Raw genomic sequence first — 16,204 nt, forward strand, 5'->3', positions numbered from 1 at the left:
TGCGTCCGACGTGCACGGCGAGCGCCGCTCCGCACGGGTCAGCGACGCTAGGAGAAGCGCGGGTCGGGGGGCAGCCGGGGGTTGAGCAGGTGGGCCACCAGCGCGGTCCAGCCGGTCTGGTGCGTCGCCCCCAGGCCCTCGCCGGTGTCGCCGTCGAAGTACTCGCTGAAGGTGGGGTGCGCGCGCCACAGCGGGGAGTCGCCGGCCTCGATCCGCTTGCCGTCGGCCGGGCGCTTGCCCTCGACCGGCCGGAACAGCGCGGTCAGCGAGTTGTCGATCAGGTCGGCGGCGTCGACCAGGGTGCAGCGGTTGCCCGAGCCGGTCGGGATCTCGATGGTGAAGTCGTCGCCGTAGAAGCGGCCCAGCGTGCGCAGCTTGTCGGCGAGCAGCACGTTGACCGGGAACCAGACCGGTCCGCGCCAGTTGGAGTTGCCGCCGAACAGGCCGGTGCGCGACTCCCCCGGCTCGTACTCGATGCCGAACTCGCGGTCGCCGAGCCGGGCGACCACCTGACCGGTGGCCTTGGACAGCGAGCGGATCCCGTAGGGCGAGAGGAACTCCTCCGGGTCGAACATCCGCTCCAGGATCCGCTGCAGCCGCTCGCGGCTGACCAGCGACAGCACCATCTTGCGACCCTCGGGCGCCGACCGGCTGCGCAGCGGGCCGATCAGGTGCGGCCGGCGGCGCTGCAGCCAGCGCAGCTGGTTGGCCAGGTCGGGGGCGTCGCGGGCGATCCAGCCGGGCACCTCCGTGACGCCGAGGATCGGCAGCAGACCCACCATCGAGCGGATCCGCAGCGGCTGCGCCCGGCCGTCGGGCGCGACGAGGACGTCGTAGAAGAAGCCGTCCTGCTCGTGCCACAGCGACACCTCGTGCGAGCCGAAGGTGTTCATGGCCTGCGCGATGGAGAGGAAGTGCTCGAAGAACTTGGTCGCCGTCCCGTCCCACGCCTGGTCGAACCGGGACAGCTCCAGGGCGATCTTGAACATCTGCTGGCAGTAGAACGCCATCCAGCTGGTCGCGTCCGACTGCTCCAGCCGGTAGCCGGGCGGCAGCGGGGCCGACCGGTCGAACAGCGCGATGTTGTCCATGCCGAGGAAGCCGCCCTCGAAGACGTTCGAGCCGTCGGCGTCCTTGCGGTTGACCCACCAGGAGAAGTTCATCAGCAGCTTGGTGAACACCCGGATGAGGAACTGCTGGTCGCGGTAGCCGTCGATCCGGTAGACGTGCCACGCGGCCCAGGCGTGCACCGGCGGGTTGACGTCGCCGAACGCCCACTCGTAGGCCGGCAGCTGGCCGTTGGGGTGCATGGCCCACTCGCGGCACATCAGGACCAGCTGCTCCTTGGCGAAGTCGGGGTCGACGTGCGCCAGGGGGATGCAGTGGAAGGCGGTGTCCCACGCGGCGAACCAGGGGTACTCCCACTCGTCCGGCATGGAGATGACGTCGGCGAGGGCGAGGTGCCGCCAGCCGGTGTTGCGCCGGCCGCGCCTGCGGCGCGACTCCGGCGCCGGCGACCCGGGGTCGCCGTCCAGCCACTGGGAGACGTCGAGCCGGTAGAGCTGCTTGGTCCACAGCAGGCCGGCGTAGGCGCGGCGGGCCACGTGCCGGTCCTCGGCGGAGACGCCCTCGTGGATGACGTGCGCGTAGAAGTCGTCGGCCTCGGCCCTGCGGGTGGCCAGCACCTCCTCGAAGCCGTCGCCGAACACGTCGTCGTCCGGGTCCTGCCGGCGCAGCCGCAGCCGGACCTCGACGGTCTCCCCCGGCGCGACGGCGTCCCACCGGTACCAGAAGGCGGCCTTGGTGCCGGAGTCCGACGGGCTGACCGCCGACCGGTCGCCGTGGACGACGCAGCGGTCGATCCCGTCCTTCGGGTACCGGCTGGCGTTGCGCTCGGCACCGAACAGCGCGACGGCGTCGGTCTCGTTGTCGCAGCACAGCACCATGGGCGCGCCCTCGGCGGCGAGCACGTACCGGCCGAGGTAGCCGTGCTCGGCCTCGACGGCCTCCAGCCCGCTCGCGGTGAGCGTCGGGGCGAGCAGCTGGGTGATGGTGCCCTGCCGGTGCTCGCGGCCCCACGACCAGGTGTTGCGGAACCAGACCTGCGGCAGCAGGTGCAGCGGCGCGGGGTCGGGGCCGTGGTTGGTGGCCGAGACGACGATGCAGACGTCGTCCGGCGCGTGCTTGGCGTAGGTGACCTGGACGTCGAAGAACCGGTCCTCGTCGAGGACGCCGGTGTCGGCCAGCTCGTACTCGCGCTCGAGGCGGGAGCGCTTGGCGTTCTCCTCGCGCAGCTGCCGGTAGGGGAACTCCGCCTGGGGGTAGCGGTAGAGCCACTGCATCCAGGAGTGCGTGGGCGTGCCGTCGACGGCCCACCAGTACTCCTTGGCGTCCTCGCCGTGGTTGCCCTCGGCGTTGGTCAGGCCGAAGAGCCGCTCCTTCAGGATCGGGTCCCGGCCGTTCCACAGCGCGACGGAGAAGTTGAGGAAGCCCCAGCGGTCGCAGATGCCGCCGAGGCCGTCCTCGCCCCAGCGGTAGGCGCGGGCGTGCGCGTGGTCGAACGGGAAGTGGCCCCAGGCGTCGCCGTCCTCGGAGTAGTCCTCGCGGACGGTGCCCCACTGGCGGCCGGCGAGGTACGGACCCCACTGGCGCCAGGGCGCGGCCATGTCGGCGGACTCGGCCAGCCGCGCGTGCTCGGCGGTGCGGGGCGGGGCCCCGACCGGTCGGTCCCGGTCGCCGGGTACTGCGGTGGACACGACCCCACGGTGCCACGGGTGGGAAGCGCTCCGTGGTCGACGGGGTCACGGACGGGCCACCAGGGCCGGGTGGGACTCGCGGGTCCGGCGGTCGGCCCCTTCCCCGGCACCCGCGGGTTGCAGTACGCATGGGTCCGGCAACGCCGAGCGGGGGCCGCGCCCGCGTCCGTGGGCCCGGACGGGCACGCGAGAGGGCCTTCGGTGCACACCTTCTTCAAGCACTCCGACTTCCAGTTCGCCGTCGAGAACGTGCTGGGCGGGACGTACTCGCGCGCGGCCGACGTGGGCGAGGTGCTGACCACCGTCGACCGCATCCACGACGGCGACGCGACGGGCTGGGTCCGGGAGTGGACCGCGACCGCCGAGCGGGTCGCGGGGCTGGCCCGGGAGGCCGGGGCGGCGGGCCACCGGCAGTCGGCCGCCGCCCGCTGGCTGCGGGCGGCCAACTACTACGCCGCGGCGTCGCGAGAAGGCCGACGCCACGGGCAGCTTCGCCGAGCTGTGGGAGCGGCACCGCTAGGCGTGGGACGGGTGGGTCGAGCTGACCGACGTCGACGTCGAGCCGGTCGCGGTCCCCTACGAGGGCACCACGCTGCGCGGCTACTTCTTCCGGTCGGGCGCGGCCGACGAGCCGCGGCGGACGCTGGTCCACACCAACGGCAGCGACGGCTCGGTGGTCGGCGCCTGGTCGCGGTGCGCGGTCGACGCGCTGGCGCGTGGCTGGAACGTGCTCACCTACGACGGCCCGGGGCAGAACGCGGCGCTGGTGCGGCAGGGTCTCCCGTTCCGGCCCGACTGGGAGCACGTGCTCACCCCGGTCGTCGACCGGCTGCTCGAGCGGCCGGACGTCGACCCGGCCCGGATCGCGGTCGTCGGCGTCAGCCAGGGCGGCTACTGGGTGCCGCGGGCGGTGGCCTTCGAGCACCGGGTCGCCGCGGCGGTGGCTGATCCCGGCGTCGTCGACGTCTCGACGTACTCGGCCGAGCAGCTGCCGCACTTCCTCGTCAAGCTGCTGGACGCCGGCGAGGGGGAGAAGTTCGACAAGGAGGTGGAGCTGGGGCTGAAGCTGTCCGGGGCGACCCGCACGACGCTGCGGTGGCGGATGCGGCCCTACGGCGTGACCTCGTACTTCGATTTCTTCACCGCGATGCGGCGGTACGCGCTGACCGACGAGCAGCTGGCGGCGGTCGGGTGCCCGCTGCTGGTGACCGACCCGGAGCACGAGCAGTTCTGGCCGGGGCAGTCGGCGCGCATGGCGCGGGGGGTCGGCGCCCGGGCGCAGCTCCTGCCGTTCACCTCCGCCGAGGGGGCCGACGGCCACTGCGAGCCGGCCGCGACCGGGCTGCGCGGCGAGCGGGTCCTCGACTGGCTCGACGAGCAGGTGCCGGCCGCCGGCTGACGTACCGTCGCGGCCGTGACGCCGCCGATGCACCGGTCGCACCGCGTGGCCGGTGCACTGGTGGGCGCGGCGGTCGGGGACGCGCTGGCCGCCCCGTTCGCGGGCGCGCCGGCCGGTGAGTTCTCGCGGCGGTTCCCCGTGCCGGTGCGCGGGTCGCGGACGGAGATGGGCGGCGATCCGCCCGGGCGGCTGACGTCGGCGTTCGAGGCGCTGCTGGCGCGGCGGCCGCCGGCGGTGCCCGAGGAGCTCTGCCGGGCGCTGGGCGGGGAGCCGGTGCCGCTGCCCGGCGCCGACTTCGCCGGGGTGCTGCGGCAGGTGATCGACGCCCGCGGGGACGCGGTGGCGGCGGGGGGGCTGGCCGGCGCGGTGTTCGGGATGGCCGGGATCCCGATGCGCTGGTCGTCGTCGGTGGTGCACGGCGTGGTCGACGGCCGGCCGGTCGGCCTGGACGAGCTGCTGGACCTGGCGCCGGTGCTCGACGGGCGGGAGCCGCGGCCGTTCGAGGGCGGGGTGCTGCCCCGGATCGGCCCGCGCGAGGTGCTGCCGGGCATCTGGGCGGGCAACCTCGACGGCGCCCGGTCCAGCGATCCCGACTTCGCGGTGATCTCGCTGTGCCGCGTGGGTCGGCCCTTCGGGCACCAGGTTCAGCGGATGGCCTACCTGGCCGACGACGAGTTCAACACCGAGTTGGACGTCGTCCTCGAGGACGTGCTGGCCGACATGGCCGCGCTGCGCGCCGAGGGCCGGCGGCTGCTGGTGCACTGCCACGGCGGGGCGTCACGGACCGGGCTGGTGCTGCGCGCGTGGCTGCGCCGCACCGAGGGCCTCTCGGCCGACGAGGCGACGGCGCGGGTGGCGTCCCGCTGGCCGTACCTCGGGCTGTGGAACGCCAGCTTCACGACCGCCCTGGAGCGGATGCGCTAACCCGTCGGGCCGGTGGCGTCGGAGATGCCCGGCGCCTTGGCGTCGGCGCCTTCCTCGACGTCCTGGTCGCCCGGCACCCGGGTGACGTCGCCCGACATCGGGCCCTGCGCGGCGCGCGGCGACTGCTCGGGTGCGGCGGACACCTGCTCCTGGTCCTCGTTGCGGGTGCCACCCTGCGGTCCCTGGGTCATGACGCTTCGGTGCCCGGCCGGCCAGGCCCCAAACGGTGCCCCTCCGGCAGTGATCGCCTACACCGCGTGCGGCCACGCGGACGTGGCCGAGATCGTCCGACCTGCGCTTTTCCCGGGCGTCTCCGGGCCGACTTCCCGCGTCGCCGGTGGTCGGGCAGGCGTGTCGGGTGGCAGGACGACGCCGGGCACACCGTCGACCCCGCTTTGCCACGTCCTCCGCGATCTTCCTAGCGTCGTCGCGTCCGACCGGGCCGCACCGGTCCCCGAGACCGTGGGGACACCCGCTCGGACGCCGCCGAACCGGGCGGCCGGCCGCGCGCCGGCACCCGGGCCGGGGACCCACCGCAGTCATGGGGTGAAGCGCGACGACGACGTCGCGCCGGGCAGGTTCTCCCGCCCGAACCCGTCAGCTAACCCGGTAGGCGGCCACGGAGAACAAGGAGAACCCGTCGTCGATGACGACTGCACACACGTCTCTCGCACGCCGTCTCACCGGTCCCGCCCTCGCCGTCGCCGCTGCGGCGGGGCTCGTCCTCACCCCGGGCGTCGCCTCGGCCAACACCGCGGCCCCGGCCGCACCCACTGCCACCGCGGCCGCGGTCGCCGCACCCAACGCCGCTGCGCAGACTGCGGTCGACACCGCGCTCGCCCAGCAGGGCAAGCCCTACGCCTGGGGCGGCGCGGGGCCGAGCTCGTTCGACTGCTCCGGCCTGGTCCAGTACGCCTACGCGGCCGCCGGGGTGAGCCTGCCGCACTCGTCGCGCACCCAGTCGACGCTGGGGGCCCCGGTCGACCGGGCCAACCTGCAGCCCGGTGACCTGGTGTTCTTCTACAGCCCGGTCAGCCACGTCGGCATCTACATCGGCAACGGGCAGATGGTGCACTCGTCCACCTACGGCAAGCCGGTCAGCGTCGTGGACGTCGACTCGGTGCCGGGCTACAACACCGCCCGCCGGATCGTCTGACGCCCCTCCGGTGATCATCGGCGGGTGGCTGCCCGTCCCCGCGTGCCGGGCAGCCACCCGCCGATGATCGACGGCCTCGTTTTCACCCCCGTTCACCCGCTCGTCGCGCGGACACCCCTTCCGCGGGGCGGGAGGGGCGCGGTTCAGTGGAACCGCCAGGTCCGGTGACGGCGGTAGGGGCAGCCCGTGGGAGTGCGGCACGCGTCGGCGGTGCTGACCGCCGGGCTGACCGTGGCCGCGCTGATCGCGCTCCCCCAGGGGCTCGCGCCCGCAGCGGCTCCTGCGGCTCCCCCGGCACCGGCCGACTCCGCCTACCTGACCGCGTCGCGGGAGACCGCGGTCGCCACGAGCACCTCGGCTCCCAGCAGCTCGACCACCAGCACCTCGGTCGCGGCCACGCCGACCCCCGCACCCGAGCCGGTCGTGGCCGCCGAGGAGCCGGCGCCGCAGGACGTCGTCCTGACCGCCTCGACGCTGGCGGGCAGCGGCATACCGTCGACCGCCCTCGACGCCTACCGGCAGGCCGCGGCGGGCGCCCCGTGCACCATCGACTGGACGCTGCTGGCCGCGATCGGGCGGGTGGAGTCCAACCACGGCCGCTTCGCCGGGGCCGAGCTGCACACCGACGGGCTGTCGTCGCCGCCGATCGTCGGCATCGCGCTCGACGGGGTCGGCGTCGCGCTGATCCGCGACACCGACGGCGGCCGGTTCGACGGCGACGCCACCCTCGACCGCGCGGTCGGGCCGATGCAGTTCATCCCGTCGACGTGGGCGCTGTACGGCCGCGACGGCAACGGCGACGGCACCGAGGACCCGTTCAACATCTTCGACGCGGCCGCCGCGGCCGCGGCGTACCTGTGCCGGACGGGCGGCGACCTGACGTCGACCGAGGGCCGGGTCAGGGCGGTGTTCGCCTACAACCACTCCGACGCCTACGTGGCGAAGGTGCTCGGTCTGGCCGCCGCCTACGCCGGCAGCGAGCCGCCGGTCCTGCCGACGACGGAGCCGCCACCGGCGCCGCTCCCGCCGGCCTCGGTCGCTCCCCCACCGGCCGTGGAAGAGCCACCGGTCGAGGAACCGCCGGTCGTCGCAGCGCCGGTCGAGGAGCCACCGGTCGTCGCGGCTCCGGTCGAGGAGCCGCCGGTCGTCGCGGCGCCGGCCGACCCTGCGCCGACGCCCACGCCGACTCCCACGCCCACGGAGACACCGACTCCGACCCCGTCCCCCATTCCCACTCCGACCCCGTCGGAGACACCCACGCCGACCCCGTCCCCCACTCCCACTCCGACCCCGTCGGAGACACCCACGCCGAGCCCGACGCCGACTCCCACACCGACGCCGACTCCCACACCGACGCCGTCCCCCACGCCCACCCCCACCCCGACGTGTCCGGTGCCCGAGCCGCTGACCGTCGACGTCGTCGACACCACCGGCGACCCGGCCGTGCGCGACGAGACGACGCAGCTGCTCACCGCGGCCGGGCTGGTCGTCGGCACGGTCACGACCGCCGCGCCGGCGCCGACCGCCCTCACCTACCCGGCCGCGGAGCAGGAGAGGGCCGAGCAGCTGGCGGCCGCGCTCGAGGCGACCGACCGGCTGCAGCCCGGCGAGGTCGAGCACGTCACCGTCGTCCTCGGTGCGGACGGGCTGGAGCCGTTCCTGACGGCGCTGCGGGCCTTCACCGGGCTGCCCGCGCCGACCTGCTGACCGCTGGTCAGGACGTCGGGACCGGCTCGCCCCGGCGCTGCAGCTCGGTCATCGCCTCGACCATCTGCGTGAACTGCTCGGAGTCCGGCGGCACGTCCGGTTCGGCGTCCGGCACCCGCTCGAGGACGGCGAGGAAGTCCTCCAGCGACGTGCCGCTCGCGGCCGGCAGGTGCGAGGAGAAGATCCGCGACGGCGCCAGGGTGCGGACCCGGCCGAGGACCTCGTCGAAGCGCACGCGGTCGACCAGGTGCGCCCACGGCGAGTCCGACGTCGCCCAGCCGAGCATGCCGCCGGCCAGGGCCTCGGGCGGCACGTCGGAGATGTGCTGCGTCGCCTCGGGGAGGATCGCGCCGAAGGCGTCGACGCTGAACAGCGCGCCGGTCGACCGGTCGAGCACGCCGATCGACATGGGGTTGTCGAACAGCGGCGGCGAGACGGCGGTGAGGGTGCGGTCCCCGGCGGAGATCTCGTCGCCAGGACGGATGGCGTGCACGCGGTCCAGGGGAACCGGCCACCACGTCGACATCCGGAGCGCGGCGAACCCGTGCGTGACCAGGGTGGCGTTCGGCGCCAGTTCCATGACCCGCTGAAGGTTGCCGGTGTGGTCGGCGTCGTCGTGGGTCAGCCACACCCAGCGGATGTCGCGCGGGTCGACGATCGAGGTGAGCGCGGCGACGAAGTCCTCGTCGTCGATCGCCAGCCCGGTGTCGATGAGGACCGGCTGCTCGGCCATCAGCAGGTAGGCGTTGATCGGCAGCACGCCCATGCCGGGCAGGGTCAGGTTGGCGGGGAGGACGTGGACGTCGTCGGCGCCCTGGTACGGCTCGTCCATGGCGGACCTCCAGGTGTTGGATGGCCGCCGAAGCTAGGACCGTGCCGCCGCCTGGGACACGGCCCTTCGACCCTGACCCGCACCGTTCGCCGCGATCATGGAGTTCGGGAAGCGACGCGCCGCCGTCCGCCGGCATGTCGCTTCCCGAACGTCATGATCGTCGCCCGACCGGCAGCGTGAGCGAGGACGGCGAGGCGACGTCGTGGCCGATGCGGTGAGTGACCGGCCGGCCCTCGGTGGCCCGGCCGATCGGCTCGCCGGTGCCGAGGTTGCGGGCGTAGCGCGGGTGCGCGCCGCCGGAGACCTGCAGCCGCACCCGGTGCCCGGCGAGGAAGCGGTGCGCCGTGTCGGGCAGCGTCACGTCGAGGGTGCGCTCGAGAGCCCCGTCGTCGGAGTTCAGCCGCACCAGCCGGTCGGTGACGTTGACCGACCGGCCGCGCGGGTCGACGTCGCACAGCCGCACGAAGACGTCGGAGTACGGGTTGTCCGACGACAGGAACAGCCGCACGGTCGCGCCGCCGAGCAGCTCGACCGGCTCCTCCAGCGGCGCGGTGGTGAACGTGCGGACGTCGGGCCGCGCCTCCAGCCGGCGGTTGTCGCGGCGGCCGGCGCCCCGCGCGAGCACCCGCCCGCCGACCGACGGCGTCGGGTCCATCGGGTCGTAGCTGACGAACGTGCCCGCGCCGGGCTGGGTCGGCGCGGCGTCGGTGAGCCCGCCCGCCGGGGCCAGGTACCAGGTGCGGTCCTCGGACGCCGGCGGCCAGTCGGGCAGCTCGCGCCAGCGGTTCTCGCCGGTCACGTAGACCCGCACGCGGGGCCGCTCAGGCGCCGGAGCCTCCTCCACCGGGAGGTGGGTCTGCAGCCAGGCGAGGCTCTCCCGGGTCGCCACCCGGGCGTCGAGCGTCAGGTGCGCCCACGGTCCGATCGTCATGGCGACGTCGACGCCGCGGTCGCGCAGGACGGCGTACTGGTAGAGCGTCTGCTCGAGGAACCAGTCCTGCCAGCCGCCGACGAGCAGCGCCGGCACGGTCGAGGAGTGCACGGCCGGGGTGGCGCGGTAGCGGTCCCAGTACGGGTCGGCCGGGTCGAAGTGGTCGATCCACTCGTCGAACCAGGGCGCCGGGTTGCCGCCGAACCGCTGCGCCAGGCCCTCGATCGGCAGCACCCGCAGGTGCGGGGCCAGCCGCCGCTCCGCCGTCATCAGCCGGACCATCCCGCGCACCGTGCCGACCCGCTCCTGGTGGGCGATGAGCTCGGTCCAGACGGCGAGGTTGAGCAGCTGCGGGACGCCGTCGAGCATGCCGGCCTGGGCCAGGTCGTGCGGGCCGATGTGCAGCACCATCGCCCGGAGCTCCGGCGGCGGGTCGAGCGCCAGAGCCCACTGCGTGTAGGCGAGGTAGCTGGGACCGAGGGTGGCCAGCCGGCCGTCGAACCACGGCTGCTCGCGCAGCCAGGCGACGGTGTCGTGCCCGTCGTGCTCCTCGTTGACCACCGGCTCGAACTCCCCGCCCGAACCGAACGTGCCGCGGACGCTCTGCAGCAGCACCGCGTAGCCGCGGGCGGCGTACGGCGTCGCCATGCTGGTGGCCAGCTGACCGGTGCGGCCGTACGGCGAGCGCAGCAGCACCGTGGGGTGCGGCCCGTCGGTGTCGGGGAGGTAGACGTCGGCCCGCAGGACGGCGCCGTCGCGCACCGGGACGGCGACGTCGAGCACCACCCGGATGCCACTGGTCGCCGGCGGCAGCTGCCAGCGCCGGTCGAGGGTGCGCGCGACGAAGCGGGCGGGACGGGTCAGCGGCTCCCCGGCGGCGGGGACGAGGCGGTCGAGCTCCGGCACGAGCGCCGACGATAACCAGGCCGTCAGGACCAGGGGGTGATCGGCCGCTCCAGCCGCTCGCCGTCGACGACGAGGTCGACGTGCTCGTTGCGGAAGCAGATCAGCCCGGCGATCCGCGGGTTCTCGGGCACCGGCGTCGGATAGCTCCACGCGACGTCGTCGAGCTCCCGGTCCCCCACGCGCACCGACCACCAGCTGGCCACGCCCTTGTACGGGCAGGTCGTCCGGGTGGGACTGCGCCACAGCTCGACCCGGACGTCGTCGCGCGGCAGGTAGTAGCGGGTGGGCAGGGACGTCTCGAACAGCAGCAGGGGACGGCGGCTCTGGGCCAGCAGCGTGCCGTCCACCTCGACGCGCACGTGCCGCGAGCTCGGGACGACGTCGACGCGCTTGTGCGGGTCGCGGGCGTGGGCCAGCAGCGGCTCGTCCTCCTCGAACCAGGTCAGGCCGCCGCCCCAGGAGAAGGTGACCAGGTCGCGCAGCGCCGCCAGCGGTGCGGGTGGCTCCCGGTGCGCCCACGCGGCGTCCTCGGCCCGCTGCCCGCCGGCCTGCACCGTCCAGGTGGTGAGCCCGCCGTCGTCGCGCCGGTCGACCAGCACGCCGGGCGCGACGTCCTCCGGCGGCAGGTAGTAGGTCGGCAGGAAGCTGCGCGGCACCTCCCCCGGCCCGTACTGGACGTGCAGCAGCGCGCGGCGGGAGTCGGCCACCAGCTCGCCGCCGAGGCGGACGCGGACCCACCGGGGGGACGGCTCGACCAGCGGCCACCAGGGACGCATGCCGGCCAGCGCGGCGAGCCGCTCGCCCAGGTCGCTCGGAGGGGCGCTCATGCCCGGTCAGGCTCCTCCCGCCGGGCCCCTCAGTCCACGAGGTCCAGCGCGGCGCCGACGATCGTCTCGGTGTCCAGGCCGTGCAGCCGGTGCACCGCCGCCAGGTCGCCGCTCTGCCCGAACTGCGTCACGCCCAGGTGCGCGGCGGGCACGTTCCGCACGCCGGCGAGGAAGGCGAGCGTGTGCGGGTGGCCGTCGAGGACGGTGACCATCGGCCGCGCCCGGTCGGCGGGGAACGCGGCGTCGAGGATCCAGGTCGGTCCGTCGTCCAGCCCGCGCCGGGCCTGCAGCGCCCGGAACAGCAGCCCGGGCGAGGTCACGATGACCACGTCGGCGGCGAAGCCGAGCCGTTCCAGCCGCTCGGCGGCGGCCAGCGCTTCCGGCACCACCGCGCCCATGGCGACGAGCGTGACCCCGGGGTCGGACACGTCGTGGTCGCTCCAGCGGGGGCAGGCCCCGGCGACCACCTGCTTCCGGCGCCGCTCGCGGGCGGCCGGATCCTCCGGGATCCGCGCCAGCGACTGGTCCACCGGCCGGGTCGACAGCCGCAGGTACGCCGACGAGCCGCCCGGCTTCCCGAGTCGGCCGAGCGCCGCGAGCAGGCACCACTCGGTGTCCTGCGCGAACGCGGGCTCGTAGGAGACGCAGCCCGGCTGCTCCAGCCCGATCGAGGGCGTCTTGATCGACTGGTGCGCCCCGCCCTCCGGCGCCAGCGTCACGCCCGACGGCGTCCCCACCAGGATCGACTGACCGCCGGCGTAGATGCCGAACGACCACGGCTCCAGGGCCCGCTCGACGAACGGGTCGTAGAGGACGCCGATCGGCAGCAGCGGCTGCCCCCACCGTGACCAGGTGGCGCCGAGCTCGCCGATCGCGCCGACCAGGTTGGTCTCGGCGATGCCGAGCTCGATGTGCTGGCCCGAGGGCTTCTCGCGCCAGTGCAGGATCGTCTCGGCGTCGTCGGCGAACCAGTCCTGCCGCGCCTCGTGGGACCAGACGCCCACCTTGTTCACCCAGCCACCGAGGTTGGTCGAGCTCGAGACGTCGGGGCTCACGGTCACCACGCGGTGGCCGACGTCGGGCGCGGCGCGGTTGAGGTCGAGCAGCGTGCGGCCGAGCGCGGCCTGCGTCGTCCCGACCCCGTGCGGCGTCCGGCCGAGGTCGGTCGGCACCTCGGGTGCCTCCACCGCGACCGGTGGCACGCGGGTGAGCCGCGCGGCCACCTCGGCGAGCAGCTGCCCGGCATCGCTGGAGGGGTCGAACCCGGCCCACGGGTCGGCCGGGTCGACGCCGAGGTCGCCGGCCAGCGCCTTGAGCTGGTCCTCGGTGAGCAGCGCGGAGTGGTTCTGCGGATGGCCCTCGATCGCCAGCCCGTAGCCCTTGAGCGTGTAGGCGATGACGACGGTCGGCCGGGTGTCGTCGATCTGCGCGAACGCCTCGCGCAGCGCGGAGAGGTCGTGCCCGCCGAGGTTGCGAACGGCGGCGACGAGGTCGTCGTCCGGGACGTCGGCGATGAGCGCGGCGATGTCGGCGGCGCCGGGACCGTCGCCGGGCAGGTGCGCGCGGACCTCCTCGGCGGTGCGCCGCAGCATGCGCTGGTACTCGGGGTTGGACATGGCGTCGATCCGGTCGCGCAGGGCGGCGCCGCCGGGGCGGGTGAACAGCTCCTCGAGCAGCCGGCCGTACTTGACGGTGAGCACCTGCCAGCCGGCGGCGGTGAACATGCCCTGCAGCCGGTTCGTGCCCATGGTGGGGACGACGCGGTCCAGCGACTGCCGGTTGAAGTCGACGATCCAGTTGACCTCGCCGAGCTCGGCCACCATCGGGTCGAGCACCGCCTCCCAGACGGCGCCCTCGTCGAGCTCGGCGTCCCCGACCAGCGACCACTGCCGGCCGGTGCCGCCGGCGCCGAGCTGGGTGTTGACGTACCGGCGGGCGATGGCGCCCCAGATCGGCGCCGTCGCGCCGATGCCGACCGACCCGGTCGAGTAGTCGGCCGGCACCGGGTCCTTGAGCCGCGACGGGTAGGACTGCAGGCCGCCGAACTCCCGCAGGCTGGTCAGGTACTGCCGGTCCAGCTGGCCGAGCAGGTACTCCAGCGCGTGCAGCACCGGCGAGGCGTGCGGCTTAACGCTGACCCGGTCGTCGGCGCGCAGCTGCTCGAGCCACAGCGACGTCATGATCGTGACCATCGAGGCGCTGGAGGCCTGGTGGCCGCCGACCTTGAGGCCGGTCGGGTTCGGCCGGACGCGGTTGGCGTGGTCGACGATCGCCGTGGCGAGCCACAGCACGCGCTGCTCGATCTGCCGGAGGACGTCGTCGGTGGTGGTCCCGGCCCGGGCCGCCGTCAGGCTCATGTGCTCGCTCCTCGGTCCGCGACGCTGCGTCGTCCGCCAGTCTCCGCCCCGGCCGCCGCGGCCGAGAAGGCAGTCCGTGCACGTGACACGCGCGGGCACGCCGGCAATGCGGGCACGGAGTGCCTTCTCGGCGACCGAGCCGAGCGGGGTGCAACGTCGGTGCAACCGTCCCGCTTGACACCGCGATCAGACCAGGCGAAAGGTGCGAGGCGTGCTCCGCTCCCGGGCCCGCCGCCGTGGACAGGGAGGTGCGCGGCCCGGTCGTCGGTAGCGCCCCCACCCACCGCCTCCAACGAGGGAGCAGCCATGGCCACGGGAACGACCGTCAGCATCCTGCCGTGCGGCGCGATGAGCACCGACCTCACCTGGCTGCTCCTGGCCCCCGGCCGGGCGATGCGGACGAGGACGACGAAGGACCAACCGGCCGAGTGGATCGACTGCCCCACGCACTGCGTCCTCGTCGACACCCCCGACGGCCGGCTGCTGTGGGACACCTCCTGCCCGCGGGACTGGGAGGAGCGCTGGGCGCCGACCGGCCTGCAGGAGTTCTTCCCCTACGACAAGGTCTCCGAGGACGAGTACCTCGACTCGCGCCTGAAGCAGCTGGGCCTCGGCCCCGGCGACCTCGACTACGTCGTCTTCTCGCACCTGCACTTCGACCACGCGGGCAACGCGCAGATGTTCAAGGACACGAACGCGAAGCTGGTCTGCAGCGACAAGGAGCTCGAGTGGTGCCACGCCTTCGACGGCCCGTTCAACGGCGCGCACCTCAAGGCCGACTACGAGGGGCTGACCTTCGAGACCGTCTCGGGTGACACGCAGGACTTCCTGCCGGGCGTCTCGTTCATCCAGACCCCGGGGCACACGCCGGGCAGCATGTCGATGCGGGTGGACCTGCCCGAGACCGGCACCATGATCTTCACCGCCGACGCCGTCTACATGGGCGCCAGCTACGGCCCGCCGACCGTGCCCGCGGCGATCGTGAACAACCTCGAGCAGTTCTACAGCTCGGTGGAGAAGATCCGCGGCATCGCCGAGGAGACCGACGCGACGGTCGTCTTCGGCCACGACGCGCAGCAGATCCACGAGCTGCGGACGGCGCCGGAGGGCAGCTACCGATGAGCGAGGACACCGGGCGCACCGAGGAGACGATCTTCACCTGGGGCGCGACACCGCTGAAGTTCGGTCCGGGCGCGGTGGACGAGATCGGCTTCGACATCTCGCAGTACGGCGTCGAGCGGGTGCTGATCATCACCGACGCGAACGTGCACTCCGCCGGGCTGCCGCAGCGGATCGCCGACTCGCTCACCAAGTACGGCATCCGCTCGGAGATCTTCGACGGCGTCCACGTCGAGCCGACCGACGAGAGCATGGACAAGGCGGCCAGCTACGCGCGGGCGCAGGGGCCGTGGGACGGGTTCGTCGCCGTCGGCGGCGGGTCGGCGATCGACACCGCCAAGGCGGTCAACCTGCTCACCACCGACGGCGGTGAGCTCATGGACTACATCAACAAGCCGATCGGCCAGGCCCGCGCGCCGAAGGGGCAGCTCAAGCCGCTGATCGCCGTCCCCACGACGGCCGGGACCGGGTCGGAGAGCACCGCGATGTGCGTGCTCGACATCCTCTCGATGAAGGTGAAGACGGGAATCAGCCACTGGCGGCTGCGCCCGACGCTGGCCGTCGTCGACCCGCTGCTGTCGCTGTCGCTGCCGCCGGAGGTGACCGCGTCGGCGGGGATGGACATCGTCTGCCATGCGCTGGAGAGCTACACCGCCCGCTGGTACGAGAGCTTCGACCGGAAGAAGGCCGAGGAGCGGGTGACCTACTGCGGGTCGAACCCGGTCTCGGACCTGTGGTGCGAGAAGTCGATGACGCTGCTGGCGCGGTCGTTCCGCAAGGCCGTGCACCAGGGCGACGACCTGCAGGCGCGGTCGGACATGATGGCGGCGGCGACGTTCGCGGGCATGGGTTTCGGCAACTCCGGGGTGCACATCCCGCACGCCAACGCCTACCCGATCGCCGGCATGGTCAAGGACTACCGGCCGCCGGGCTACCCGCAGGACGAGCCGATGGTGCCGCACGGCATGTCGGTGTCGCTGACGGCGCCGGAGGCGTTCCGGTTCAGCTTCGAGTCCGCGCCGGAGCGGCACCTCAAGGCGGCGGCGCTGATGGCGCCCGACCGGGACACGCTCAACGACCCGCACGAGCAGCTGCCGACGGTGCTGACCGAGCTGATGCGCGACATCGGGATCCCGAACGGCATCGGGGCGGTGGGCTACACCGAGGCCGACATCCCCGACCTGGTGCCGGGGACGATGAAGCAGCAGCGGCTGCTGGCGACCTGCCCGCGTCCGGTGGACGAGGACGCGATCGCCGACATCTTCGCCAAGTCGATCTCCAACTGGTGAC

General features: G+C 73.9%; 12 protein-coding genes and 1 riboswitch. Of the genes, 6 read left to right on the forward strand and 6 right to left on the reverse strand.

Going from position 1 to position 16,204, the window contains the following annotated elements:
- Positions 1 to 47 precede the first annotated feature (47 nt).
- On the reverse strand, positions 48 to 2,756 hold the full coding sequence (locus ACI8AF_RS06050; RefSeq protein ID WP_456538777.1) for an MGH1-like glycoside hydrolase domain-containing protein: 2,709 nt from the start codon (positions 2,754 to 2,756) through the stop codon (positions 48 to 50).
- 673 nt (positions 2,757 to 3,429) lie between these two features.
- Between ACI8AF_RS06050 and ACI8AF_RS06055 the strand changes: the two genes are divergently transcribed.
- Together ACI8AF_RS06055 and ACI8AF_RS06060 are read left to right on the forward strand one after the other, a co-directional pair.
- On the forward strand, positions 3,430 to 4,155 hold the full coding sequence (locus ACI8AF_RS06055; RefSeq protein ID WP_456538778.1) for an alpha/beta hydrolase family protein: 726 nt from the start codon (positions 3,430 to 3,432) through the stop codon (positions 4,153 to 4,155).
- 15 nt (positions 4,156 to 4,170) lie between these two features.
- A complete protein-coding gene (locus ACI8AF_RS06060; protein ID WP_456538779.1) occupies positions 4,171 to 5,079 on the forward strand; it encodes a protein-tyrosine phosphatase family protein in 909 nt (302 codons plus the stop codon).
- Here the strand turns inward: ACI8AF_RS06060 and ACI8AF_RS06065 are convergent.
- Positions 5,076 to 5,270 carry a hypothetical protein gene (locus tag ACI8AF_RS06065; protein ID WP_456538780.1) on the reverse strand — a complete coding sequence of 65 codons (195 nt, stop codon included), beginning with the start codon at positions 5,268 to 5,270 and terminating at the stop codon, positions 5,076 to 5,078. The genes ACI8AF_RS06060 and ACI8AF_RS06065 overlap by 4 nt on opposite strands.
- Before the next feature lie 330 nt (positions 5,271 to 5,600).
- A riboswitch (cyclic di-AMP (ydaO/yuaA leader) is annotated at positions 5,601 to 5,690 on the forward strand.
- Positions 5,691 to 5,725: 35 nt separating this feature from the next.
- On the opposite strand from ACI8AF_RS06065, the gene ACI8AF_RS06070 reads away from it, so the two are divergent.
- Both ACI8AF_RS06070 and ACI8AF_RS06075 read left to right on the forward strand, forming a co-directional pair.
- Positions 5,726 to 6,235, forward strand: a complete 510-nt coding sequence (locus ACI8AF_RS06070; RefSeq protein WP_456538781.1) for a C40 family peptidase — start codon at positions 5,726 to 5,728, stop codon at positions 6,233 to 6,235.
- Positions 6,236 to 6,421: 186 nt separating this feature from the next.
- Positions 6,422 to 7,942, forward strand: coding sequence for a lytic transglycosylase domain-containing protein (locus ACI8AF_RS06075; RefSeq protein ID WP_456538782.1), 1,521 nt, complete (start codon positions 6,422 to 6,424; stop codon positions 7,940 to 7,942).
- A 7-nt stretch (positions 7,943 to 7,949) separates the two neighbouring features.
- Here the strand turns inward: ACI8AF_RS06075 and ACI8AF_RS06080 are convergent, their stop codons facing one another.
- The 4 genes from ACI8AF_RS06080 to ACI8AF_RS06095 all read right to left on the reverse strand — a co-directional run bounded on the left by ACI8AF_RS06080 (position 7,950) and on the right by ACI8AF_RS06095 (position 13,795).
- Positions 7,950 to 8,774, reverse strand: a complete 825-nt coding sequence (locus ACI8AF_RS06080) for an MBL fold metallo-hydrolase (RefSeq protein ID WP_456538783.1) — start codon at positions 8,772 to 8,774, stop codon at positions 7,950 to 7,952.
- Between the two features lie 151 nt (positions 8,775 to 8,925).
- The gene (locus ACI8AF_RS06085; RefSeq protein ID WP_456538784.1) at positions 8,926 to 10,611 is read right to left on the reverse strand and encodes a CocE/NonD family hydrolase; all 1,686 of its coding nucleotides are present in this window, start codon (positions 10,609 to 10,611) and stop codon (positions 8,926 to 8,928) included.
- Positions 10,612 to 10,634: 23 nt separating this feature from the next.
- Positions 10,635 to 11,438 (reverse strand): DUF427 domain-containing protein, encoded by an 804-nt coding sequence (locus tag ACI8AF_RS06090; RefSeq protein ID WP_456538785.1) that lies wholly within the window; start codon positions 11,436 to 11,438, stop codon positions 10,635 to 10,637.
- 29 nt (positions 11,439 to 11,467) lie between these two features.
- A complete protein-coding gene (locus ACI8AF_RS06095) occupies positions 11,468 to 13,795 on the reverse strand; it encodes a transketolase-like TK C-terminal-containing protein (RefSeq protein ID WP_456538786.1) in 2,328 nt (775 codons plus the stop codon).
- A 306-nt stretch (positions 13,796 to 14,101) separates the two neighbouring features.
- Between ACI8AF_RS06095 and ACI8AF_RS06100 the strand changes: the two genes are divergently transcribed.
- Positions 14,102 to 14,917, forward strand: coding sequence for an N-acyl homoserine lactonase family protein (locus ACI8AF_RS06100; RefSeq protein WP_456538787.1), 816 nt, complete (start codon positions 14,102 to 14,104; stop codon positions 14,915 to 14,917).
- A complete protein-coding gene (locus ACI8AF_RS06105; protein WP_456538788.1) occupies positions 14,914 to 16,203 on the forward strand; it encodes a hydroxyacid-oxoacid transhydrogenase in 1,290 nt (429 codons plus the stop codon). Before ACI8AF_RS06100 ends, ACI8AF_RS06105 begins: the two co-directional genes overlap by 4 nt.
- The last annotated feature ends 1 nt before the right edge of the window (position 16,204 follow it).

The organism is Blastococcus sp. SYSU D00669 (assembly GCF_054050715.1).